The organism is Brevibacillus sp. IT-7CA2 (assembly GCF_949767855.1).
Classification (GTDB): domain Bacteria; phylum Bacillota; class Bacilli; order Brevibacillales; family Brevibacillaceae; genus Brevibacillus.
Map to the genome: position 1 here is coordinate 359,180 of NZ_CATKQT010000022.1, position 22,167 is coordinate 381,346.

The 22,167-nt window shown below is 48.1% G+C and carries 25 protein-coding genes; 13 read left to right on the top strand and 12 right to left on the bottom strand.

Annotation, left to right across the window (positions count from 1 at the left end):
- Positions 1-46 precede the first annotated feature (46 nt).
- Entirely contained in the window at positions 47-553 is a 507-nt protein-coding gene (locus ACM6JA_RS14755) for a GNAT family N-acetyltransferase (RefSeq protein ID WP_414852864.1), read from the top strand.
- Positions 554-630: 77 nt separating this feature from the next.
- Here ACM6JA_RS14755 and leuD read toward each other — a convergent pair whose 3' ends face one another.
- Positions 631-1,215: a 3-isopropylmalate dehydratase small subunit gene (gene leuD / locus ACM6JA_RS14760; protein WP_414852865.1), complete on the bottom strand. Its 585-nt coding sequence runs from the start codon at positions 1,213-1,215 to the stop codon at positions 631-633.
- On the bottom strand, positions 1,212-2,642 hold the full coding sequence (gene leuC, locus ACM6JA_RS14765) for a 3-isopropylmalate dehydratase large subunit (RefSeq protein ID WP_414852866.1): 1,431 nt from the start codon (positions 2,640-2,642) through the stop codon (positions 1,212-1,214). The genes leuD and leuC overlap by 4 nt, the downstream gene beginning before the upstream one ends.
- 113 nt (positions 2,643-2,755) lie before the next feature.
- On the opposite strand from leuC, the gene ACM6JA_RS14770 reads away from it, so the two are divergent.
- Positions 2,756-3,643: a LysR family transcriptional regulator gene (locus ACM6JA_RS14770; RefSeq protein WP_414852867.1), complete on the top strand. Its 888-nt coding sequence runs from the start codon at positions 2,756-2,758 to the stop codon at positions 3,641-3,643.
- Positions 3,644-3,671: 28 nt separating this feature from the next.
- On the opposite strand, the gene ACM6JA_RS14775 is transcribed toward ACM6JA_RS14770, so the two are convergent.
- Together ACM6JA_RS14775 and ACM6JA_RS14780 are read right to left on the bottom strand one after the other, a co-directional pair.
- The gene (locus ACM6JA_RS14775; RefSeq protein WP_414852868.1) at positions 3,672-4,361 is read right to left on the bottom strand and encodes a class F sortase; all 690 of its coding nucleotides are present in this window, start codon (positions 4,359-4,361) and stop codon (positions 3,672-3,674) included.
- Between the two features lie 31 nt (positions 4,362-4,392).
- Complete coding sequence (locus ACM6JA_RS14780; protein ID WP_007723065.1) at positions 4,393-4,611, bottom strand: hypothetical protein; 219 nt, start codon at positions 4,609-4,611, stop codon at positions 4,393-4,395.
- A gap of 150 nt (positions 4,612-4,761) precedes the next feature.
- Between ACM6JA_RS14780 and ACM6JA_RS14785 the strand changes: the two genes are divergently transcribed.
- Genes ACM6JA_RS14785 through ACM6JA_RS14795 form a run of 3 tightly spaced genes read left to right on the top strand, consistent with a single transcriptional unit; the run spans position 4,762 to position 7,229 of the window.
- Entirely contained in the window at positions 4,762-5,109 is a 348-nt protein-coding gene (locus ACM6JA_RS14785) for a thioredoxin family protein (protein WP_414852869.1), read from the top strand.
- A gap of 33 nt (positions 5,110-5,142) precedes the next feature.
- The gene (locus tag ACM6JA_RS14790; RefSeq protein WP_414852870.1) at positions 5,143-6,051 is read left to right on the top strand and encodes an RluA family pseudouridine synthase; all 909 of its coding nucleotides are present in this window, start codon (positions 5,143-5,145) and stop codon (positions 6,049-6,051) included.
- Positions 6,052-6,110: 59 nt separating this feature from the next.
- Positions 6,111-7,229, top strand: a complete 1,119-nt coding sequence (locus tag ACM6JA_RS14795) for a YheC/YheD family protein (RefSeq protein WP_414852871.1) — start codon at positions 6,111-6,113, stop codon at positions 7,227-7,229.
- Between the two features lie 62 nt (positions 7,230-7,291).
- Here ACM6JA_RS14795 and ACM6JA_RS14800 read toward each other — a convergent pair whose 3' ends face one another.
- The 3 genes from ACM6JA_RS14800 to ACM6JA_RS14810 form a co-directional block, all read right to left on the bottom strand.
- Positions 7,292-8,092: a VOC family protein gene (locus tag ACM6JA_RS14800; RefSeq protein WP_414852872.1), complete on the bottom strand. Its 801-nt coding sequence runs from the start codon at positions 8,090-8,092 to the stop codon at positions 7,292-7,294.
- Between the two features lie 84 nt (positions 8,093-8,176).
- Positions 8,177-8,629: a GNAT family N-acetyltransferase gene (locus tag ACM6JA_RS14805; RefSeq protein ID WP_414852873.1), complete on the bottom strand. Its 453-nt coding sequence runs from the start codon at positions 8,627-8,629 to the stop codon at positions 8,177-8,179.
- 18 nt (positions 8,630-8,647) lie between these two features.
- Positions 8,648-9,139: an NUDIX hydrolase gene (locus ACM6JA_RS14810; RefSeq protein WP_414852874.1), complete on the bottom strand. Its 492-nt coding sequence runs from the start codon at positions 9,137-9,139 to the stop codon at positions 8,648-8,650.
- A 162-nt stretch (positions 9,140-9,301) separates the two neighbouring features.
- Here ACM6JA_RS14810 and ACM6JA_RS14815 point away from each other — a divergent pair, with 162 nt between their 5' ends.
- A complete protein-coding gene (locus tag ACM6JA_RS14815) occupies positions 9,302-10,672 on the top strand; it encodes a D-serine ammonia-lyase (RefSeq protein ID WP_414852875.1) in 1,371 nt (456 codons plus the stop codon).
- 83 nt (positions 10,673-10,755) lie between these two features.
- On the opposite strand, the gene ACM6JA_RS14820 is transcribed toward ACM6JA_RS14815, so the two are convergent.
- Positions 10,756-11,502: a class I SAM-dependent methyltransferase gene (locus ACM6JA_RS14820; RefSeq protein ID WP_414852876.1), complete on the bottom strand. Its 747-nt coding sequence runs from the start codon at positions 11,500-11,502 to the stop codon at positions 10,756-10,758.
- A 238-nt stretch (positions 11,503-11,740) separates the two neighbouring features.
- Here ACM6JA_RS14820 and ACM6JA_RS14825 point away from each other — a divergent pair, with 238 nt between their 5' ends.
- Complete coding sequence (locus tag ACM6JA_RS14825) at positions 11,741-12,190, top strand: hypothetical protein (RefSeq protein WP_414852877.1); 450 nt, start codon at positions 11,741-11,743, stop codon at positions 12,188-12,190.
- Positions 12,191-12,221: 31 nt separating this feature from the next.
- Here the strand turns inward: ACM6JA_RS14825 and ACM6JA_RS14830 are convergent, their stop codons facing one another.
- The 3 genes from ACM6JA_RS14830 to ACM6JA_RS14840 all read right to left on the bottom strand — a co-directional run bounded on the left by ACM6JA_RS14830 (position 12,222) and on the right by ACM6JA_RS14840 (position 15,296).
- Entirely contained in the window at positions 12,222-12,743 is a 522-nt protein-coding gene (locus ACM6JA_RS14830) for a hypothetical protein (RefSeq protein WP_414852878.1), read from the bottom strand.
- Between the two features lie 12 nt (positions 12,744-12,755).
- Entirely contained in the window at positions 12,756-14,207 is a 1,452-nt protein-coding gene (locus ACM6JA_RS14835; protein ID WP_414852879.1) for an amidase family protein, read from the bottom strand.
- 144 nt (positions 14,208-14,351) lie between these two features.
- Positions 14,352-15,296: a rhodanese-related sulfurtransferase gene (locus ACM6JA_RS14840; RefSeq protein WP_414852880.1), complete on the bottom strand. Its 945-nt coding sequence runs from the start codon at positions 15,294-15,296 to the stop codon at positions 14,352-14,354.
- A 197-nt stretch (positions 15,297-15,493) separates the two neighbouring features.
- On the opposite strand from ACM6JA_RS14840, the gene dut reads away from it, so the two are divergent.
- Positions 15,494-16,030, top strand: a complete 537-nt coding sequence (gene dut / locus ACM6JA_RS14845) for a dUTP diphosphatase (protein WP_007723047.1) — start codon at positions 15,494-15,496, stop codon at positions 16,028-16,030.
- Between the two features lie 92 nt (positions 16,031-16,122).
- Here dut and ACM6JA_RS14850 read toward each other — a convergent pair whose 3' ends face one another.
- A complete protein-coding gene (locus ACM6JA_RS14850; protein WP_414852881.1) occupies positions 16,123-16,425 on the bottom strand; it encodes a hypothetical protein in 303 nt (100 codons plus the stop codon).
- Between the two features lie 150 nt (positions 16,426-16,575).
- On the opposite strand from ACM6JA_RS14850, the gene ACM6JA_RS14855 reads away from it, so the two are divergent.
- The 5 genes from ACM6JA_RS14855 (at position 16,576) to ACM6JA_RS14875 (ending at position 21,955) form a co-directional block, all read left to right on the top strand.
- Complete coding sequence (locus tag ACM6JA_RS14855) at positions 16,576-17,802, top strand: NAD(P)/FAD-dependent oxidoreductase (protein WP_414852882.1); 1,227 nt, start codon at positions 16,576-16,578, stop codon at positions 17,800-17,802.
- 296 nt (positions 17,803-18,098) lie between these two features.
- Positions 18,099-19,091: a sulfate ABC transporter substrate-binding protein gene (locus ACM6JA_RS14860; protein ID WP_414853130.1), complete on the top strand. Its 993-nt coding sequence runs from the start codon at positions 18,099-18,101 to the stop codon at positions 19,089-19,091.
- 30 nt (positions 19,092-19,121) lie between these two features.
- Entirely contained in the window at positions 19,122-19,958 is an 837-nt protein-coding gene (cysT, locus tag ACM6JA_RS14865) for a sulfate ABC transporter permease subunit CysT (protein ID WP_414852883.1), read from the top strand.
- A gap of 12 nt (positions 19,959-19,970) precedes the next feature.
- Positions 19,971-20,837, top strand: a complete 867-nt coding sequence (gene cysW / locus ACM6JA_RS14870; protein WP_414852884.1) for a sulfate ABC transporter permease subunit CysW — start codon at positions 19,971-19,973, stop codon at positions 20,835-20,837.
- Positions 20,834-21,955, top strand: coding sequence for a sulfate/molybdate ABC transporter ATP-binding protein (locus ACM6JA_RS14875; RefSeq protein WP_414852885.1), 1,122 nt, complete (start codon positions 20,834-20,836; stop codon positions 21,953-21,955). The genes cysW and ACM6JA_RS14875 overlap by 4 nt, the downstream gene beginning before the upstream one ends.
- Positions 21,956-22,167: the final 212 nt, after the last annotated feature.

A 22,167-nucleotide genomic window follows, 5' to 3' on the forward strand; every position in this document is an offset into this window, starting at 1 on the left:
TGACTAAGATAAGTGGAAATTAAAAATGGGAGAGGTGCAGCTTAGAATGGAAGTTCGCTTTTTGGGACCAGACGATGCAGATGAGCTTATCAAAATTAGACTAGAAGGGCTGCAAACAGATCCAGATGCATTCGGCTCTACATATGAAGAGGAAATCCAAATGCCGAGGGAAGAGTGGCTGAGAAGACTTTCGCAAGGAGAGGCGGGGGATAGCGGCTATTTTGGAGCTTTTGTGGAAGGAAATCTGGCTGGCATCATCGGTTTTTTCCGCCACCGAGGGATGAAAGCAAGACATAAAGCTTCTATCGTCTCCATGTACGTGCGTGAAGCGTATCGCGGGACGGGTGTCGCACAAGCGCTCATGCAGGCAGAGCTAGCCTACTTAAAGGAGCGAGGAGATATCGATACGATACAGCTCGCTGTCGTCACAACCAATCCGGCTGCCATTCGTCTTTATGAAAAAATGGGCTTTATTCCATACGCTTTAGAGAAGCGTGCACTGAAAATCGGCGATCAATACTTTGATGAGAGCCACATGTATATTCTTCTATAGGACAAACATGAAAAAAGCGAAGGCACTCAATAGTGGATGCCTTCGCTTTTTCTATGCGCGACGCTATGAATGGAAAATTAACGACTTGCTTCGTATGCAGTGATCTTATCTTCATACTGCAACGTAATTCCAATATCGTCGAGACCATTCAGTAGGCAATAACGACGATAGGAGTCTACCTCGAACGGGTAGGAGAGACCTTCACTGTCACGAATGACTTGTTCTTGCAGATCGATGGTCAGCTGGTAGTTCGGCTTGTTTTGGGTACGATTGAACAGCTCATCGACTTGCTCTTCACTCAATTTGATCGGCAGGATGCCGTTTTTGAAGCAGTTGTTGTAAAAAATGTCCGCAAAGGATGGAGCAATCACACAGCGGAAGCCATAATCAAGGAGAGCCCATGGCGCATGCTCACGAGAGGAGCCGCAGCCAAAATTGTTGCGGGCAAGAAGGACAGTAGAGTCCTTGTACCCAGGTGTATTCAGAATGAACGTATCGATTGGCGCACCATCGACAGTAAAGCGCCATTCGTAGAACAGGAATTGACCAAAACCGCTGCGCTCAATGCGCTTCAAGAACTGCTTAGGAATAATAGCGTCCGTATCTACGTTTACACGATCGAGTGGGGCTACCACTCCGGTGTGGATGACAAATGGATTCATTGGAATACCTCCTTGCTAGCGTTCTCGCTTTTCCATTCACGTACATCGACGAAGTGACCTGCGATAGCTGCTGCTGCTGCCATTTCCGGGCTAACCAGATGCGTCCTTCCGCCGCGTCCTTGACGTCCTTCGAAGTTCCGGTTGGAGGTAGAAGCACAACGCTCACCCTCGGACAGGATATCCGGGTTCATCGCCAGACACATGGAGCAACCAGATTCGCGCCAGTCAAAGCCAGCTTCTTGGAAAATAAGGTGCAAGCCCTCTTGCTCAGCGAGCTGCTTAACTGCTTGAGAGCCAGGAACGACCATCGCGTGTACGGAAGGGGAGACCTTGCGTCCTTTTGCTACTTCGGCTGCTTTACGCAAGTCCTCGATCCGACCGTTCGTACAGGAGCCGATAAACACGCGATCGATTTTGATATCGCTCATAGGGGTGCCAGGTGCAAGGTCCATGTATGCCAGAGCATCTTGTGCCGCTTTGCGCTGTGCGGTTGTCTCGAATGATTCAGGGTTTGGAACTGTGCTCGTAATGTTCGTACCCATACCAGGGCTCGTTCCCCACGTAACTTGCGGTGCGATCTCGGCTGCCTCGATTTCTACACAGGAATCAAACGCAGCGCCTTCGTCTGTGCACAGCTCTTTCCAAGCCTCGACAGCTACTAGGAAATCTTCCCCTTGCGGAACGAAGCGCTTGCCTTTCAAGTAGTCAAAAGTAGTCTGGTCAGGAGCGATTAGGCCGGCACGAGCGCCACCTTCAATTGTCATGTTGCACACAGTCATGCGCTCTTCCATGGTCAGGTTGCGGATCGCAGCGCCTGTGTATTCTACGACGTAGCCAGTTGCAAAATCAGTTCCGTATTTTGCGATAATCGCCAGAATTAAATCTTTTGCACTGACACCGAATGGCAGGTCGCCGTTTACGCGTACTTCCATCGTTTTTGGTTTGGATTGCTGCAAGCATTGCGTTGCGAGTACATGCTCCACTTCGCTGGTACCAATACCGAAGGCGAGGGCACCGAATGCTCCATGAGTGGAGGTGTGGCTGTCACCGCAGACGATTGTTTTGCCTGGATGTGTGAGCCCGAGCTCAGGACCAATGACGTGGACGATCCCTTGATCTGGGCTGTTCAGATCCGCGAGTGTTATCCCGAATTCCTCACAGTTCGCCGTCAAGGTTTCCATTTGTTGACGAGAAATCGGATCTTTGACATTAAAACGGTCAGCTGTCGGTACGTTGTGGTCCATGGTTGCGAAGGTAAGCTCTGGACGGCGTACTTGGCGGCCAGCCAAGCGGAGTCCTTCGAAAGCTTGCGGCGAAGTCACCTCGTGAACCAGGTGCAGGTCGATATACAAAAGGCTCGGTTTGCCTGCCTCTTCGTGAATAATGTGATTGTCCCAAATCTTTTCAAACATCGTACGGGCTGTCATTATGTTTCCTCCTTCGTTCAAAAACTCTTAACAAGGTTGTAACATGGCAAAGAGAATAGTTCAAAGATATAATAATTATAAGAAGGATAGTTTTTGCCTATCGGGAGGTCTATATGGAGTTACGACAAATTCGTTATGTACTTGCTGTTGCGGAAGAACGCAGTTTCTCTCGGGCAGCCAATCGATTACATTTGGCCCAACCGTCGTTGAGCCAACAAATTGCGAAGCTGGAAAAAATACTCGGTGTCAGCTTGTTCCATCGCTTGCCGCAGCACGTAGAACTGACTGATGCGGGACAGCGCTTCATACAAGTGGCGCAAACGCTCGTCGACATGTCGGAGGGGCTAGAGAGGGAAATGCGAGCTTATGCCATAGGAGAAAGCGGCAAATTGCTAGTAGGAAGCTTACCGATCACAGGGGCGTACGTGCTGCCAAGGGTGTTGCCTACGTTTACAAAGCAATTTCCCGGTGTCGAGCTGCAATTGATGGAGGAAACGTCGAGTCATTTGGAGCAGCTACTCGTGCGGGGTAAAATTGATGTAAGCCTGCTAACCATGCCCATCAGTGATCCGTCTCTGGAAATCATCCCCGCGATCAATGAAGAAATCTTTTTGGCCGTACCAGCCAATCATCCGCTCGCGAAACGGAAAGAAGTCGATCTCGCAGAGGTAGCCGATCAGCCTTTTATCCTGTTAAAAGAAGGACAAGGCTTCCGTACGATTTCGCTCCGGCTCTGTGAGCAGGCGGGATTCCGACCGCGAATCGTGTTTGAGAGCTCGAACATCCAGACGGCTCAGTCACTTGTTGCAGCAGGCATGGGGTTGTCGTTTGCGCCGAAAATGATTACGCTCGCACCCGGAACGATCGAGCCGCCAATTTATGTGCGGATAAAAACAAAACCTTCTCGCACACTCGTTGTGGCGTATCGAAAGGACAAACCGCTGTCACGCCCGGCTGAAGCGTTTGTGCAGTGTCTCATCGAGCAGGGTGGAAAAATATAAAGGCAAACAAGAAACCCAGTCGCCGCAATCATTTGCGCACACTGGGTTTTTTATCTTGCGACTCTGTATCTTGAACAAGTTCGGAAAAGACGACTAGCCTTCGAGCATGCTCCTGTGTTTTCTTGTTAAATTTGCCGGAGCAGGTAATCAAATTCAGCTGGGAGCGCTCTGCATTCCCAAAAATCTGATCGATGGGGGCTTCGGCAGTCTGGAAGCTTTCTACTCTGCGAACCTGGAAGGTAAGCGTTCTTCCTTTTGCTTCACGTACCGTGATTTTGTCACCGGACTTTAGTTTTTTCAGATGGTAAAAAACAGCTGGACCCGTATAATGATCGAAATGACCGGCGATCACTGCATTCCCCTTCATCCCGGGCTTCGTCCATGGCGCCAAAATACCCACGCGATCAAAATCCTTTGGGACGTCCATTTGCCCATTCGGTAAAACGCCGACCGGTTCTACACGAGCTTGCAGGTTCAGTTTTGGAATATGTAGAAGTGATGGCATGATTCCGTCTGGAAGAGGAGGGGCAGGAAAAAACGTCGGTTGAGGTGGCAGCGAAGGACCATAAACGGTAACCGTTCGTTTGATAAGGATGGGCCCTGCTGGTTTTGGCATGGTATTCGTGATTTTTGGCGCTTCGACCGGTTGTTTAGCTGTATGACCGCAACCAATTGTAACCAAACTAATGAATAGAAGGAAACCCAGCAGTTTTTTCATAGATCGCAAAGAAAAGGGGGAAGAGCCCCCTTTAATTGCTTGCCCCACCCATACCAGTTTTCGGCATAGCCTTGATATGCACTTTGCCTTTGTGTGCTTTGGTTTTCATATGGTGAGCTTTGGTCTTCATATGATGCGCTTTTGTTTGTACCTTGTGGTGTTTTTTGTGACCGTCATGTGTCGCAGCAGATACAGGAATTGCAGTAGTTACCAAGCATGCAACCATCAACAAAGCAGCGAATTTCTTCATGAGGAGCACCTACCTTCAGAATTATTGGCTTACAACCAATAGGATTTCCGATTGTTGTTTTGTTAGTGATGGCAATTGTTTCTCCTAAACGTCCCAAACAGCTCGCGGCTGTGGTACACTATTTCCAAATCATTCTGGGAGGAAGATAACATGAGAGAAATTAAGACAGAAGCTGAGTTCGAGCAAGTAATCGCAGCAACCAAGCCAGTCATTGTCAAATTCTTCACGGATTGGTGCCCAGATTGCCATCGTATTGATCCATTCATGCCTGCCGTGGAAGAAAAATACAAAGAACAGCTGGACATGATTGAAGTCAACCGTGATACTCTCCCGGACTTGTCCCAAAAGTACGATGTCTTCGGGATTCCGAGCTTTATTGCGTTCCATAAAGGAAAAGAACTGGTTCGCTTTGTTAGCAAGCTCGGAAAGAATCGTGAGGAGATCGAGCATTTCCTGGACCGTGCGATTCAAGTCAGTAAAGGACTCGAGCAAGCGTAATTGCATGAACATAGAACAGGGAGATAGACAGAAATGTTATTCATGAAAAAAGAAGGAGAATGGCTCGTTGCTCACTTACGAGACGAAGATGATGCCATTCCGATTGGGAACCTGCTGCGCGAAGAGTGGAAGCTGCCTCGCAAGCAGGTCCATCTTTTATTCCAACACAAAGAAGTACTACTGGATGGCGCACCTGTTGCTCAGCATGTTGTTGGAAAAGTAGGGCAGGAAGTTCGCCTGCGGATGTGCAAGCCTGAGCCATTGGGGCTTGATCCGGCTAGTGAAGCTCCAGAGATCTTGTACGAGGATGATCATTTGCTCATCGTGAATAAGCCGGTTGGTCTTCTGTTACATCCGACCGAACGATATCATCATGTGACGTTGGATCATCTCGTGTCGGGGCACTTTTTCCGTACAGGTTTGGAAGCAAAAGTCCGCCATGTCCATCGGCTGGATCAGGATACGTCAGGCGTCGTTCTGTACGCGAAGCATGCGTGGGCTTCTGCACTGTTAGATGAAATGCTGCGTGAGCGCACAATCAAACGTACATATGTCGCGTATGTTTCGGGACAAATGCCCAAAGAGCGCGGGAAAATCAATGAGCCCATTGGAAAAGATCGGAATCATGGGACGCGCAGAAGGGTCACACCTAACGGCGATTCAGCGATTACCCATTACCTGGTCATAGAACGTTTTCAAACAGCTACGAAAGTAGAATGTCAATTGGAGACGGGGAGAACCCATCAAATTCGCGTTCACTTCAGTCATATTGGGCACCCGCTTTTAGGGGATGAACTGTATGGTGGCAAGCGTGAACTCATTAAGCGACAAGCGCTGCACGCAGCAGTTCTCAAATTTGTGCATCCATTCGGGGGAGAAGTCATCGAAGTCACGGCTCCGTTGCCACTCGATCTGTTTCACTTGGAAAAGAAGCTGAGATAATCGCCATTTGACTACGGACTGAATAAACTGCCAAGGAGGAAACGAGAGAGGGTGGTCTTTTGAAACGACCCATAATCGGCATCTTGACTTGGCGGGAAGGCAAACGCTTTGCAGAGCCAACCTATTTTCGGCGACTACTAAAGGCTGGACAAGAACTAGGCTGTACCGTTTTCTTGTTTTCACCAAATGATGTTCTTGGAGCTGGCAGGCAGGTGAGAGGGTATGTCCAGGGGAGCAATGGTGGCTGGCAAGCAAGGATATTTGACCGTCCAGACGCTGTATTTGACCGATACCGCTATACACCGACACAAGCGTTTAAGAACTATGTGGCCTTTCGGCGGACGAGTAATTTTTTGTATGCAAACAATCGCTTGGCAAACAAATGGCGTGTACATGAGGTGCTGCATCGGGACCCCAGAATGCATCGCTGGCTTCCGGAGACCCACCTCTATAACCGCCAAAGCCTGGTCAACATGCTAGGGAAGCATCCATTACTCTACGTAAAGCCACTCAATGGAACAGGGGGAAGAAACATCTTGTCCATTGAAAAGCGTGGCGACGAACTTCGACTGCTCGGCCGAAATAAGCAAAGGGCGAAAGTATCCACAGTAGTAAGAGACAAAGCTGCTGCCCAGAGATGGGTAGATCGTTGGACGAGACAGGAGAAATACATCGTTCAACAAGGTCTTCGTTTGCAGCTGGTTCCTTCGCGTGCAGTAGACATGCGCCTCTTGATTCAAAAGAATGGGCAGGGTGAATGGAGCATTACAGGTCATGGAATTCGCGTGGGTCCAGAACGCAGTGCCACCTCTAATCTGCATGGAGGTGGAGAAGCTATCCCAGTTTCGGTATTTCTCCGACCGAGGTTTGGGGAGGAGCGCACTGCGCAGATCGTGCGTGATTGCGAACAGCTCGCTTTTCAAACAGCGGAAACACTCGAGGATCATTTTGGACGGATGGTTGAATTTGGACTGGATATTGGCATCGATGTAGATGGTCGCGCTTGGCTGATCGAAGTGAATCCCAAACCAGCTCGGGAAATTTTCCGGGAGATGGGGGCAACGGGGCAGTACAAGAATGCCATTACTCGACCGCTTGAATACGCCATCTACCTTGCAAAAACACAAGGACGCGAAGGTCGCGAGCCACTTTTGAAGAGAAAGGTCGCCAGAGGATAGCGTGAAAGCAGAACAGCGGCAGTCAGGGACACGTCTGAAGTCCTCGTCTGCCGCTGTATTTGCTAGGTGGAGATAGAAAGTGGTAATTGCAATTTGCTCGGGATGTCAGGGGCGTAATCGGGTGTATGGATAACAGAAAAAGAGTATCCTTCCCGGACGAACGTAAGCTCATGGGCATCCGAATGGAAGAGGACATTACTTTTTTCAAAGCGTCTCCGCACTTTTTGCAGGAACGTTTGGTCAGGTGTTCCAAAAGTGACGTGCATTTTTGGTGGTAACGCTTTCATCGCAATGGGAATCCAAGGCCTGTTTTTCCATGTGGCTACAATATGTGCCGTTCCCCCGATGACGAAGTTAAAAATTTCGCCATCCTCGTATGTTTTCATGCTAATATTCGATTTTAGCCATTGCGTAAAAACAGGCACACTTTCCACGGGACAGCCCACTTCTCGTAAATACAGAATGTGCAGGGGAGTGGATGGCTCGACGACCTCTTCTGACACATACTCGTGGGCAATAATCTCAAGAAGATTCCCGTCTCCATCGCGGAAATACAGGTTCATCCGCCCTTTTTCCAGATCAATGTCATGTCCATCCTCCCATCGAACAAGCAAAAGACCAGATTCTTTGATCTTTTTCGCTGATTCATGAAACAGGGAATAAGGCACTTGAAAAGCAATATGGGCGGGGGAAATCGGATTATACACTTCTTCAAAGGTTAAACGAAAATCGGGTGTGACTTGAAACGTAATCTGTTTGTCTGTTTGAGATGAAATCGGAAAGCCGAGACGGTCTGCGTAAACCTGGTGTACCCCTTGGATGGAAACAGTTTGTAAGGTTAACTTAGAAAAATGCGTGATCACCTGGCATCACCTTTTCCTATAAAAAGATAACATAATATAAATTATGTATACTCATTTGGTTCACACTGTTTCTAGACAATCTTCTCAAATATCTTGAGAGAGGCGAACCATATCTACCACCTGAATCCCGTTTTCGTAAATCTCTTCCTCATAATGCCGCAAGAAAAAGTCCCGATCGATCCAATTCATCCGAAATCCACACTTTTGATAAAGGGCGAGCTGACCCACGCTAGAATTCCCTGTGCCGACCTCGATCGTCTTATAACTGAGCGATTTGGCTACTTCAATCGAATGAAGAACGAGCTTTTTGCCAATGCCCTTCCCTTGATGGGCTTCATCGACGGCAACATTCACGAGTTCAATCGTATCCGGTCTGGTTGGAATCAAGACGTAGACGCCTACGATGCTATCTTCCAGAACAGCGACATAGCATTGACCTCTTTGTAAATAATCTTGTACCAATCTGACAGAGGGGTCAGCCAATAAGAGTAAATCCATTGGTGGTTGTTCTTGTGCTGCAAGCTTGCGAATTTCCATCTGTGTTTCTCCTCCGATTCAAGTTGTAACCGGCTTTGGCAATGGAGCTGTTTCATAGTTGACAACCTGGTTATTTTCGTACGTAAAGAAATGCTGACATGGATCAGTCTCTTCCAACATGTATGGTAAAAACTTGGGAAGGTTTTCTGGGACGCCAGCATTGTCAGGGTCCAAGATCCACGCTAGCTCTTTCCAGTCAAGTATGCCTTCTTCCACTACCTGTGGGGTTTGAGAGCGCTCGTAGTCTTCTGGAAGATGAGCGAGAAATGCATACATACCGCCCGTTTCTATTCCATCGACTAGCCAAGAGACAATTCCTTTGTAGCAAGCGGTTTCTAGCAAAATGCCTGTCTCTTCCCGAACCTCGCGAAGAACACTCTCCAGTGGAGTCTCTCCGTGCTCTAGCTTACCGCCTACGCCATTCCATAGCCCCATCAACGGTGATTTGTTGCGATTCAGCATGAGTATTCCATTTCTATGCTTGAGAAAGCATATGGTATAGCGATACATGTTATCACTTTCCTTTTTGTTACAGTCGACTTCGTTAACACGACCATTGTATCAAATGAGTGGATTCATCTGTAATTTTTATTTGGTTTTTCGAAAGAAGTTTCGTAATATTTCGTTATAATAACAAAGAAGATGGAAGGAAGAATAGGGGGCTCGTTCAAGATGGGAAACAATGAAAAGGTGGAAGGGCTAACAATGGAGGAGTGGAAAACGAAATATCCGCTTCTTCCTAACATGATGGAGACGGATGAAGTTTTCTGGACGAACCCTAGCTATGTTGAGATCGCAAAAGCAACTCTCTCCGTTACGCCAGAGGAAGTCCAGGATGCAGAAGAACGCTTGCGGCGTTTTGGCTCGTTCATTCAAGTGGCTTTTCCCGAGACAAGAGAAGCTGGTGGACTGATCGAGTCCCCACTCGTTCCGATAAAAGAGATGCAAAAGCACCTAGAGTCTCGCTTTGCGTCGGATATACAGGGGAATCTCTGGTTAAAATGCGACAGCCATTTGCCTATTGCCGGTTCCATCAAGGCCCGTGGCGGCATCTACGAGGTGCTGGCACATGCAGAAGAATTGGCCAAAAAGCATCAGATGCTGCAACCGGACAAGGACTATGCTATTTTGGCTTCGGATGCGTTCCGGGAACTGTTTTCCCGTTATTCCATTGCGGTAGGCTCGACAGGAAATCTCGGTTTGAGCATCGGGATCATTAGCGCGAAGCTCGGTTTTCAAGTCACTGTACACATGTCAGCGGACGCCAAAGCATGGAAAAAAGAATTGCTGCGGGCAAAAGGGGTCCAGGTTGTGGAGTACGCATCGGATTACGGAAAAGCGGTGGAAGAGGGCAGGAAACAGGCAGAAGCCGATCCGAACTGCTATTTCATCGATGATGAGAACTCCAAGCGATTATTCCTCGGCTATGCAGTAGCAGCAAAACGACTGAAAAGGCAGCTAGAGGAACAACAAATAAAAGTAGATTGTGATCACCCGCTGTTCGTCTATCTTCCGTGTGGGGTTGGTGGGGGACCTGGTGGTGTAGCGTACGGGTTAAAGCTTATTTATGGGGACAATGTTCATTGCTTTTTTGCGGAACCAACTCATTCTCCCTGCATGCTGCTTGGTTTAATGACAGGCCTCCATGACAAAGTCTCCGTTCAAGATTTTGGGATAGACAACAAGACAGAGGCGGATGGTCTGGCAGTTGGTCGGCCTTCCCGATTTGTAGGAAAAATGATGGAGGACTTGCTGAGTGGCGTGTTTACAGTGGACGACGAAGAGCTATACGCTTTGTTGCGTGCCTTGCGCGATCACGAATCCATTCGATTGGAGCCGTCTGCATTGGCTGGCATGCCAGGACCTGCTAGATTGTTTCAACAAGAGACAGGGCGTCACTATTTGGCGAAGCAAGGTCTAACGGAAAAAATGAAAAAGGCGACCCATATCGTATGGGCGACAGGTGGGAGTATGGTGCCGGAGAAAATCCAGGACGAGTACTATGCGAAGGGTCTGAAAGCCAAAATCGATACAGATACATAATAATTGTTATGTAAACAATTTGAGTTCGAAGACAAAAAGTCCTTGAAGGAAAGCCCGGATCACTCCTCCGGGCTTTTGTTCATTCATTTCGAAGTCTTCTGTGTCTTGAAAATAATAAACGTCGGTCTTCTTACTTCTGAAATCTGATGCGGCTGCAAGAGGAGTCCTTCTGGCGTGCAGGTTGGCTCGATGATCTCTTGGAGGGTAAGCCCCGCTTGGATTAACGTATTGATGGCAGTAGACATGGAGCGGTGGTAAAAAAGGGCCTTTCTGCCGTTCATCATGTGCATTTCTCGTTCTCCATCTTCCAAGTAGTTGTCCAAGGGCCAGAAATTCTTATGGCCTTCTTCGTCGCGTACCCAGCCCTCGACCTTTTTGCGAGCGGTAATATGCGGATGGAGTGTAGAGTAAACGAAATGGCCTCCGTTGCGCAAGGCGTGGCTTACTTTGTTGATCACGTGCTCATAGTCACGAACATAGTCCATGACGAGAGAGCTCGTAATGAGATCGTAGTCATGATTGGCAAGCTCAATGTCCTCCAGGGAGCCATGTAGATATTGAATGTTTTCATGACTGTTATTCTTCCGGGCAAACTCCAGCATGTTGTGAGAGAGATCAACACCGATTACTTCACTTGCTCCTTGCTCCACACAGTACATGGCAAACTGTCCGCCACCACAACCGAGGTCGAGTACACGCAATCCTTTTAGGGAGGGGAGACAACCGCGAAAAGCAGGCTGTTCGATAATATCATTCTCCGATTCACCCGACAGACGGAGCTTTTGATAGTCCTGATAAAAATCCAGTTGATCATACAGATTTTGTTTCATCCCATATCACCCGTTTCCATTTTTTCTCGGATTCCTATTATGGATAAAAGATGATCATGGTGTCAATTATTCGTTTAAAACGATTGAAAATGAGAGCAGGAGTTTGCTTTTTTTACGAGAATAAGTGAAAGACAACCCATTTTTGCGATTCCGTCCGCTTTGCTGTGACGGTTTTTTTCTGTTAGAAGATTTGGTTTCGGTATTTTTTGGCGAGACTGAAATCGAAGGAGGGATAAACATGGACCAAATACTTCAACTGATCAAAGATTACTGGCCGATTGCGCTAGCTGTCATAATCATTATCATGGCTGCCCAATGGGTGGTACGAAGTATCATTCGAATTATTTCGCTTGCTGCTATTATTGGTGTTGTGCTCGTGTTGTTTTTCCAATTCAGTCCTGAAGAAGTGATCCAAATGGGACGTCAAGCAGCCGTAGCTACACAGGAAGTCGTCGATAAGACGATTACACCAGTCTTGGACAAAGAGCTAAAGGATGCCGATATTTCCTTCAAGGAAGACGGAACCTATGAAGTGAAGACAACGAATATTCGTATCGTAGGCAAAAAAGGCGAATCCAAAGCGACTGTTTATTACAAGGATGAGGAATGGGAAGTAAATATCGGTCAATTGAGCAAGCTGTTCCAGGATCGACTAGGTAAAGCGGAGCAAGAAAGCAAGACGATGTAGAAAGGGAAAAACGCATGGGGCCAAAAAGGTCTCATGCGTTTTTTGCTGGATAGGCGAGTACTTCCTTTACCCATGTATCTAGCAGATGCTGATATTCTTCGCTCGTTTTGATTCCGGGGGCTGAGGCAACTTGTTTTTCGAGTGGGAGCGTGCGTAGTTTTTTAGAGAATCTCCCCTCGATATCATCTTCATCTTCCAATAGCAGATATACGACATCTTCCAAGGAGCGAAAGTTCGTAACGCTATACTCGATTCCATTCATCGTCGTTTGAAAATGACCGTGAGTATAGTGGCAAAGGATGAAAGTGAAATTTAGGTTGTTTATGATTTCCAAAAATCTGTTCAAAAACGCCGGTTCCACCATGATACACTCTAGCCAATGGTGTGGATCATGAGAATGATTGATGTGAAATTCTGGAATAATTTCGATAAAGTCCTGCTGTTGTTCAGGACTGGCTTTGTCATAGTAATCATAGTTGAATTTGCGAATGATTTTCTTTAGATGCTTGAAAGGGATTGCTGTACCAAGAAAAAGTCCGTAATATCGGTTCATTCTGTGCTTCCTTTACGCTTTCGTCATATTCGGAGCTACACGCAGTTGAGTTGCTTGCTCATAAGCGTAGGCCAGGCGAAGAAGAGTAGGTTCCTGGAATGCCAATCCAGTCAGCGTGATACCAAATGGCTTGCCTGCAGAAGTATAGCCAGCTGGAACCGTAATCGAAGGGTATCCAGCTTTGGCTGGGATAGCATAACCCGTACTGCCGGGGTACAAGAGGGCATCGAGTTCGTGCTCCTTCATGACAGCATCAAGGCCTTGTTTTTGTGACATTTCCAAATCGAACAGGCGATTTGCCAGATACTCCGGCTCAGTCAGTGTGCCACTGGTTTGCTCGGATTCCTCCAACAACTCTTGCCCATAAAGCAGGGCTTGTTCCTCATGCGCCCGATTAAAAGCAATGACATCCTGTAAGGAGCGGATCGGGTAGGAGGCTGGTAACGTTTTTAAGTACGCATTTACACCAACCTTGAATTCATGCACGAGAACATGTATATCCCATTCGGCATTTTCTGTCGGAATGGTGACCGCATCTATGATAGTTGCGCCAGCCTCTTTGAGCTTTTCAATTGCTGCTTCATACAAGGCGATTTCTTCGGCTTCACACTCAGCCAAAAATCTGGAGCGTACAATGCCGATGCGTGCACCCCGCAACCCATCTGCATCGAGGAAGGGGAGGTAATCGGTCTGCGCGAGACCCTCGCTTTTTCCAGTCACCGGATCATTTTCATCTACGCCAGTAAGCGCGCCTAGCAAAATAGCTGCATCTGTCACGGTTCTCGCCAACGGTCCGGCTGTGTCTTGGCTATGGGAAATCGGGATGATACCCGAACGGCTGATTAAGCCAACAGTAGGTTTGATTCCCACGAGCGAATTTTGTTCTGCTGGATGGAGAATCGATCCGGAAGTCTCCGTACCGACTGCCACAACGGCAAAACCTGCGGCAATCCCAGCAGCCGACCCCGAGCTAGACCCGCCGACATCGAGTACACCTGGACCGTATGGGTTCAACACTTGTCCACCGCGCGAGCTGTAGCCATCTGGCATGTCATAGGAGATAAAGTTAGCCCATTCCGTCAGATTGGTTTTCCCTAAAATAACAGCGCCCGCTTCTCGGAGCTTGGTTACGACGAATGCATCCGCAGAGGCAAACGAATCAGCTAAAGCTAGCGCTCCAGCCGTCGTGTGCATCTTGTCAGATGTCGCAATGTTATCCTTGATCAATACAGGGATTCCGTGAAGCGGCCCGCGACTGCCTGACACCGCTCGTTCCCGATCCAGTGACTCTGCGATCGCCAGTGCATCTGGATTTAGCTCACAAATGGCATTGATTTGGATGCCTTGTTTGTTGTAGGTGGCAATCCGCTGTAAAAAGGCGAGAGTCAATTCCCGGGAAGTCGTGGTTCCAGCTGTCATTGCAGCTTGCCATTCGAGAATGCTCGTTTCATGAATCACTGACATAATGTATCCCCTTTTATGAATGATTTGATTTTTATTATAGTACCAAATTCAGGTAAAGGGAAAGAGAGGGGAGTGTGAGCCTTTTGTCTATAAAAAAACAAGCTGACTCTACAAGAGAATCAGCTTGTTTGTGTTTGGATAAAATTATGCGTTTGATCCAGCAGCTTGCAGCTTCGCTTTTTCTTCCGCTTCTACATAACGGTTGCGAGGGTGCTCGCGGCATTCATCGGAGCAAGAACGCTTGAATTTTGTCTCACATTTTGTGCAGCAGAAGTGCTGTTTGTTGCAGAATGGGTTGGCGCAGTTGAGATAGCGGTCTTCCACAGTACCGCAGTAATGGCAACGGCCAATTACAACGTCTTCTTCTGTATGGTTGATCGGTATGGAGATGCGCTCGTCAAACACGTAGCATTTTCCATCCCACAGGCGCCCTTGGACTTCTGGATCTTTTCCATACGTGACAATTCCGCCCTCAAGATGGTAAACATTTTCAAAACCTTGTTGCAGCAATACACCTGTCAGTTTTTCGCAACGAATACCTCCTGTGCAGTAGGTGAGGACTTTTTTATCCTTGAACTGGCTCATGTTTTCACGAATCCACTCAGGGAACTCACGGGATGAATCCACTTCAGGGCGAATCGCACCACGGAAATGTCCCAAATCGTATTCGTAGTAGTTGCGACCGTCAAGGATCACGACGTCTTCTTCCTGCATCATTTCGTGCCATTCTTTTGGATTCAGATAGGTGCCGACTAGTTTATTCGGATCAACATCTTCCTCCAAACGCCAGGTTACAAGCTCTTGTTTCGGACGCACAAACATTTTTTTGAACGCATGTTCTTCCGACTCATCTATTTTAAACCACATATCACTAAAACGTGGATCTTTTCGCACATATTCCATGTAGGCGTCGGTTTGCTCAATCGTTCCGGATACGGTTCCATTAATTCCTTCCGGAGCTACGATAATCCGCCCTTTCAGCCCGTTATCCTTACAAAATTGCAAGTGCTCGGCTGCGTACTCCTCATAATTTTCAATAGGAGTATACTTGTAATACAACAAAATGCGATATGGTTTTTGTACTTGCAAGGTACAATTCCACCTTTCTTTTTTCAATTGTGATTTTAGATGCAACGGTGATTATATCACATTCCATTGTTAAAAGCGCTGAAAAAGAAAGGGATTTGTGAGGTTTTTATGAAAAACGGTGCTTCTTGCTGGAAGTGGACGCATCCTGTACACTATGAATGGTATTCAGCTGACAGGCTATAGAGGAGAGACATTACATGAACATGACAAATGAGCGCCTGGTTACACAGGTGAAAATTAAAAAGCTTCACCAAGACGCCGTGATCCCAGCGTACGCGAGAGCAATGGACGCGGGCTTTGATCTGGTCGCGGTAGAGGATACATTGATTGCCCCTGGCCAATCTGCAAAGGTTCCAACTGGCTTAGCGTTCGCGCTTCCAGAAGGATTTGAATTGCAAGTGCGCCCTCGCTCCGGGATCAGTGCAAAAACAAAGCTGCGCTTGTCCAATGCACCTGGGACTGTTGATGCAGGCTATCGCGGTGAAGTATGCGTCCTGATGGATAACATTCGAATCGCATCCGGAAAAAGTGGCCAGGTATGTCTGGGCGCTAGCGAAAACGAAGTAACCGTTGAACAAGAAGTAGATGCACATAGCTACTTGATCAAAAAAGGGGACAGGATTGCACAGGGAGTCATTGCAATCGTTCCAGTCGCGCAGTTCGAAGTAGTCGATGAGCTGGATGAGACAGAAAGAGGAGCGGGCGGCTTCGGCAGCAGCGGAATCAAGAGCTAATTCAATCGAGTTAAAAATACAAGACCCCTGATCATCGGCCGTGTAAATGGACTTGAGCTGATACGTCAGGGGTCATTGTTTTGATCAAATCCTCATCCTTTGGCGGATAAAAACTGGTCAATTCTCGAAAGATCGTCAGCCGTCAGCGAACGTCCATCTGCTTTGACGAATACGCAAGGTCCATAGACCCAGTCTAAAAAACCGTCTGATGTGATGGGGAAATTGTTCGCTTGTACCCCGCGAGCATCTTCATTCACAACGAGGGAGATTCCCTCCAGATGGTCATCTTCCACTACCTCATAGTCACCATCCACCAGCTCCTGTAGTTCATCCGTCCCAGCGATTTCTCGAACAACTGCATTTTCATGGGGAAGCTTTACGTATACCGTAGTCAAGCACAATCACTCCTTCTGACATCCATCATAACGTATCACCAATGAATTGTGCGATAGGGGAGCGGATGCCTGTTGGCGTGTTGGTTATCCTAATGGTTGAGAATTGAAGTAACGTCCGTATTGATACTTTCAGCCTGAGGGGACATGCTGATGATATTCGTGACCGGAAAACTGTATTGGCCAGAAACATTGCCAGCACCACCTCTATATCCCGCTCTGACCGAGGATGTGAAGTGTGATGTCCTGATCATTGGTGGCGGAGAGGCAGGAGCACTCGTTTCCTATTATTTGAAGCAGCATGATGTGGATGTTATCCTCGTGGATAAACGGCGGGTGAGTGAAGGCAGCAGCAGCGCTAACACGGGTTTGCTGCAAATATGCAACGATAAAACGTTGACAGCCTGTATCCATTCTTTCGGTGAGCAAAAAGGAGTTCGTTTTTACGAACTGACGCGGCAGGCTGTTGATGAATTGGAAAAAATCTCTGGGCAGCTAGACCAATCTCCAGATTACATAAGGCGTGACAGCCTGTACTATGCCAGTGAACCAGCCGATGCGGAGAGCTTGCGGACAGAGTACCAATTATTGAAGAAGTACGGCTTTCCAGTCACGTATTTCGATCGACCGGATATAGAGAAGCGATTCTCCTTTTCGAAGGCAGGGGCAATTTATTCCAAGGGAGATGCGGAGTTCAATCCATACAAATTTGCCAACGGTGTAATCGCCCACTCTGTGAAAAAAGGGATGCGCGTATACGAAAACACGGAAGTCGTGCATCAAAAAGTGCAGGACGGAGGGCTTTTGGTTTATACCAAAAGTGGTCACACAATCAAGTGCAGGCGTGCCGTGTTTGCCACTGGCTACGAAGCACAAACCATGAAGCGTAATGCCAACGCTGTGATTGCCAGCTCGTTTTCTATCGTGACCAATCAAGTCGAAGCGCTTACGGGTTGGCCGCATGCATGTTTAATCTGGGAAACAGCCCGCCCCTATTTGTATATCCGTACTTGTCCAGAAGGGAGAATCATTGTCGGAGGACTTGATGAGCCTTTGAACGACTTGCAAAAGAGGGATGCTTCTAGCCTTAAGAAGCGGGATAAATTGCTCGCAAAGATTCAAGAGTTATTTCCACAGATTCCAATGCGAGCCGAATATTATTGGGGAGCGACTTTTGTCGAAACCCATGACGGACTCCCGCTGTTTGGGGAGCAGGAGGGCTATCCGCACTGCTTGTTCACGCTAGGTTACGGTGGGAACGGAACCGTCTATTCGACCATCGGCGCGCAAATCATCAGTGATCTGATTACAAAAGGAAGTCATTCGGACGCCGATCTTTTTGCTTTTGACCGGATGAAATATGCCAGTGTCACAGTCTGATCGAAAAAGCTTTCCCATTCAACGGGAAGGCTTATTTTTTTGAAAATGTCAAAACGGGCGGGCCCAAATTTGCTGGATGGGCAAGTATCATTTGAACGTGGCCTACCTGCCTAGCATAGGGTAGATGGAAATATCGTTGACAGGAATGAAAAGGCAGGTATAATCTTCAATAACAGAGTATTCCGAGTAAAATACTATAGATTAAAAGAGGAGTGAAGGTGAGCTGTATGAAAACCACGAAAGGCAAGGTCCAGACGATCCTGCAACGCGTAGGAATCGTTGCTATGGCGGCTGCTATGGCAGGCTGCTCGGCTGCCGCACCATCAGAAACAGGTAATGGAGCGGCGGGCAGCAACTCTACGGTAGAGCTGCTCAATGTTTCCTACGATCCGACGCGAGAGTTTTACCAAGATATCAACAAGGAGTTTGCCTCAGAGTGGCAACAAAAGACAGGTCAAACAGTGACGATTAAGCAATCACATGGCGGGTCAGGCAAGCAATCCCGCTCCGTCATTGATGGTTTGGAAGCAGATGTAGTCACCCTAGCCCTCGCCTATGATATTGACGCGATTGCCGAACGCGGTCTGATTCCTGCCGATTGGCAAAAGAAGCTCTCGGACAACAGCTCGCCTTACACCTCCACGATTGTGTTTCTCGTGCGAAAAGGCAATCCGAAGCAAATCAAAGATTGGGATGATTTGATCAAGCCTGGTATTTCCGTGATCACACCGAACCCGAAAACGTCTGGGGGAGCCAGATGGAATTACTTGGCTGCTTGGGGTTATGCCTTGAAGACAAATGGAGGAGATGAAGTGAAGGCACAAGAATTCGTGGCACAATTGTTTAAAAATGTACCCGTCCTCGACTCTGGGGCGCGTGGTTCGACCACTACTTTTGTCGAGCGTGGCATTGGGGATGTGCTGATTGCATGGGAAAACGAAGCGTATCTCGCGGTCAATGAACTAGGGAAAGACAAGTTTGAGATTGTGAATCCGTCCGTGAGCATTTTGGCTGAACCACCTGTCACCATCGTTGACAAATACGCTGACAAGCACAAGACAAAAGAAGTAGCAGAAGCATACCTCCAGTTCCTGTATTCCAAAAAAGGCCAAGAACTCGCAGCCAAGCACTATTACCGTCCTCGTTCACAGGAAGTACTCAAAGCACATAAACCCGCATTTCCTGACATCCAATTGTTTACCATCGATGAGTGGTTTGGTGGCTGGACGAAAGCACAAAAGACTCATTTTGCAGATCAAGGTGTCTTCGATCAGCTTTATAAACCATAGACTTACACTTTCCTCAGAGGAGTTACCTTCATGAGAAAATCATTCCGCAACAGAGGGTTTTTGCCAGGCTTTGGCATGACCATGGGCTATACCATTATCTACCTGAGTCTTCTGGTGCTGATCCCTCTGTCTGTCTTGTTTTTAAAAGCTTCGGCGATGAGTTGGGAGCAATTCATAGGGACGATTATGGATACGAGGGTCCTTGCCTCCATTCGTGTGAGTATTATGACTTCTTTTTTCGCGGCTTGTCTCAATGCAGTGTTCGGTGTCTTGGTGGCATGGGTGTTGGTACGCTATCAGTTTGCGGGGAAGCGGATCATTGACGGCATAGTTGATCTGCCATTTGCTTTACCTACCGCTGTAGGCGGGATTGCCTTGACTTCTATTTACGCTGAAAATGGCTGGATCGGGCAGTACCTGGCGGAGTGGGGGATCAAGGTAGCGTACACCCCCATCGGTATTTGGGTTGCACTAACATTCATCGGTCTTCCTTTTGTCGTCAGAACCGTCCAGCCTGTGTTACAGGATTGGGATTTGCAAATGGAGGAAGCGGCGGCTACGTTGGGCGCTACTCGATGGAATACATTTTGGCGGGTGGTTTTGCCGCATCTGTTACCGGCGATCATTACGGGATTTGCGCTCGCCTTTGCCAGAGCACTGGGTGAGTATGGCTCCGTCGTGTTCATCTCCGGGAACATGCCATTGAAAACAGAGATTGTGCCTCTCTTGATTATGACCAAGCTGGAACAGTTTGACTATGCAGGCGCTACGGCAATTGCAACGGTCATGCTAGTGATTTCCTTTATCATGCTTTTGATCATCAACTACTTGCAATGGAAAATCAATAAATTCGATGCGGCCCGTTAGGAGGTATCACGTATGAAGCATTTGACGGAGCCAGCCTATATCCGATGGACACTGATTATCGTGGCCTTGCTCTTTCTCAGCTTGTTTTTGATCCTGCCGCTAGTAGCCGTTTTTACAGAAGCGTTTCGGCAAGGAGCGGAGGTATTCGTGGCGTCCATTACAGAGGAGGAAACGTTATCCGCTGTCAAGCTTACCTTGCTTGTCGCAGCCATTAGCGTACCGCTGAATGTGACGTTCGGAATCGCTGCTGCATGGGCAATAGCCAAGTTTTCGTTCCCGGGTAAAAATGTGTTGCTTACGTTGATAGACTTGCCATTTGCCGTGTCTCCAGTCATTGCGGGCCTTATCTTTGTCCTCCTGTTTGGGAGTCAAGGTGTGGCGGCGCCCTTGCTTGCGGCGTGGGACTTCAAAATCATTTTCGCGGTACCAGGTATCGCGCTCGCGACGACCTTTGTTACCTTCCCGTTCGTCGCTCGTGAACTGATTCCGGTCATGGAAGCACAGGGAAGAGACGAAGAGGAAGCAGCAGTCTCACTCGGAGCAAGCGGCTGGAAAACATTTTTACGCGTCACGCTGCCAAATGTAAAATGGGGACTCCTGTACGGGGTCATTTTGTGCAATGCCCGCGCCATGGGTGAATTCGGGGCAGTATCCGTCGTTTCCGGTCATATCCGCGGCATGACCAATACGCTCCCGTTGCATGTGGAGATTCTCTACAACGAATATCAATTCGCTGCTGCCTTTGCGGTAGCCACCTTGCTTGCTGCCTTAGCCCTGGTGACGCTTATTCTGAAAAGCTTGATCGAGTGGAAAACCGAGCGGCAGGCAAAGCTGGATGAGGAACAACACTACGACGTGACAGGAGAGAGAGCCGGATGAGTATCGAGGTAGTGAACATTACGAAGTCATATAAAAGCTTTACGGCGCTGAAAAATGTGAATCTGCATATCCCGGAAGGCGAACTCGTAGCGCTTCTCGGGCCCTCCGGATCGGGAAAGACGACCCTTTTGCGTCTCATCGCTGGACTGGAGCAACCGCAGGAGGGGAGCATCCTCTTCCACGGAGAGGATAATACGAACCGCGACGTGCGCGAGCGGCAGGTTGGGTTTGTTTTTCAGCATTACGCCTTGTTTCGGCATATGAACATCTTTGACAACATTGCGTTTGGATTGTCAGTGCGCTCCCGCAAAACACGACCGAGCAAGGAAGAAATCAGTGAAAAGGTTCATTCACTGTTAAAGCTCGTTCAGCTAGAAGGTCTCGCGCATCGCTATCCATCGCAGTTATCGGGCGGACAACGCCAGCGTGTCGCATTGGCGAGGGCGTTGGCAGTGGAACCAAAATTTTTACTGCTGGATGAACCGTTTGGCGCTTTGGATACGAAAGTGAGACAGGAGCTGCGTCGCTGGCTCCGTCATCTGCACGGAAAGCTCGGGCTGACGATTCTGTTCGTCACGCACGATCAGGAGGAAGCGATGGAATTGGCGGATCAGGTAGTTGTGATGAATGAGGGGCGAGTGGAACAGGTAGGATCGCCCGAAGAAATTTATCATCATCCGGCGAATCCGTTCGTGTACAGCTTTCTGGGGCGGGTCAATCTGTTTCACGGACGAATCCAAAATGGCAAAATCAAGCTGGGTGAGGCAGAGTTCGAGACAGATTGGAAGGATAAAGCGGTGGAGGCTCCCGCTGTCGGATACATGCGGCCACATGATGTAGAGATTTCGTTGCGTCCACCTGAGGGGAAGTCTGCCAGATCTGTTCAGGCCGAGATTAACCATATTTCGCTCTTGGGTCCGATCGTTCGCCTTGATCTGAAGCGTTTGGACACGGATGAGGTGTTTGAGGCAGAGATGAGCAGGCAACGTTTTATGGAGTTGAACGTAGAAGAGCAGAGCGTTGTGTATGTGACGTTGCACAATGTATCGATCTATGTGGATTCACAGCCTTTACAGACGCATCGCCCTGCCCTCGTACCGTTGCAGGCAAGTGTTTGATCCAATTGATTGTAAATAAACCGGTCTGCATTTGCCGCAGGCCGGTTTTTAATGGAGGCACTCTCTACTCGCCACGTTGCTTGGAGCGTGTCTGTTCTTTGCTAATTGTGTTCGATCTACGGGTTTGCGAAGGGTTTTCTTTCTTTCCCATCTCATTTTTGACACCATTGTGCTTGGACATTTCTCTGCCTCCTTCCCATTGGAATTGCCAT

Bases quoted from the DNA above. Each gene is read 5' to 3' on its own strand.
- ACM6JA_RS14780 (WP_007723065.1), bottom strand. From the start codon at position 4,611: ATGAAGAAATTCGCTGCTTTGTTGATGGTTGCATGCTTGGTAACTACT.
- ACM6JA_RS14770 (WP_414852867.1), top strand. From the start codon at position 2,756: ATGGAGTTACGACAAATTCGTTATGTACTTGCTGTTGCGGAAGAACGC.
- ACM6JA_RS14860 (WP_414853130.1), top strand. From the start codon at position 18,099: ATGGCAGGCTGCTCGGCTGCCGCACCATCAGAAACAGGTAATGGAGCG.
- leuD (WP_414852865.1), bottom strand. From the start codon at position 1,215: ATGAATCCATTTGTCATCCACACCGGAGTGGTAGCCCCACTCGATCGT.
- ACM6JA_RS14805 (WP_414852873.1), bottom strand. From the start codon at position 8,629: ATGGAAATTCGCAAGCTTGCAGCACAAGAACAACCACCAATGGATTTA.
- ACM6JA_RS14810 (WP_414852874.1), bottom strand. From the start codon at position 9,139: ATGTATCGCTATACCATATGCTTTCTCAAGCATAGAAATGGAATACTC.
- cysW (WP_414852884.1), top strand. From the start codon at position 19,971: ATGAAGCATTTGACGGAGCCAGCCTATATCCGATGGACACTGATTATC.
- ACM6JA_RS14855 (WP_414852882.1), top strand. From the start codon at position 16,576: ATGATATTCGTGACCGGAAAACTGTATTGGCCAGAAACATTGCCAGCA.
- ACM6JA_RS14875 (WP_414852885.1), top strand. From the start codon at position 20,834: ATGAGTATCGAGGTAGTGAACATTACGAAGTCATATAAAAGCTTTACG.
- ACM6JA_RS14755 (WP_414852864.1), top strand. From the start codon at position 47: ATGGAAGTTCGCTTTTTGGGACCAGACGATGCAGATGAGCTTATCAAA.
- ACM6JA_RS14820 (WP_414852876.1), bottom strand. From the start codon at position 11,502: ATGAAACAAAATCTGTATGATCAACTGGATTTTTATCAGGACTATCAA.
- ACM6JA_RS14830 (WP_414852878.1), bottom strand. From the start codon at position 12,743: ATGAACCGATATTACGGACTTTTTCTTGGTACAGCAATCCCTTTCAAG.
- ACM6JA_RS14835 (WP_414852879.1), bottom strand. From the start codon at position 14,207: ATGTCAGTGATTCATGAAACGAGCATTCTCGAATGGCAAGCTGCAATG.
- ACM6JA_RS14790 (WP_414852870.1), top strand. From the start codon at position 5,143: ATGTTATTCATGAAAAAAGAAGGAGAATGGCTCGTTGCTCACTTACGA.
- dut (WP_007723047.1), top strand. From the start codon at position 15,494: ATGAACATGACAAATGAGCGCCTGGTTACACAGGTGAAAATTAAAAAG.
- ACM6JA_RS14785 (WP_414852869.1), top strand. From the start codon at position 4,762: ATGAGAGAAATTAAGACAGAAGCTGAGTTCGAGCAAGTAATCGCAGCA.
- ACM6JA_RS14775 (WP_414852868.1), bottom strand. From the start codon at position 4,361: ATGAAAAAACTGCTGGGTTTCCTTCTATTCATTAGTTTGGTTACAATT.
- leuC (WP_414852866.1), bottom strand. From the start codon at position 2,642: ATGACAGCCCGTACGATGTTTGAAAAGATTTGGGACAATCACATTATT.
- ACM6JA_RS14815 (WP_414852875.1), top strand. From the start codon at position 9,302: ATGGGAAACAATGAAAAGGTGGAAGGGCTAACAATGGAGGAGTGGAAA.
- cysT (WP_414852883.1), top strand. From the start codon at position 19,122: ATGAGAAAATCATTCCGCAACAGAGGGTTTTTGCCAGGCTTTGGCATG.
- ACM6JA_RS14825 (WP_414852877.1), top strand. From the start codon at position 11,741: ATGGACCAAATACTTCAACTGATCAAAGATTACTGGCCGATTGCGCTA.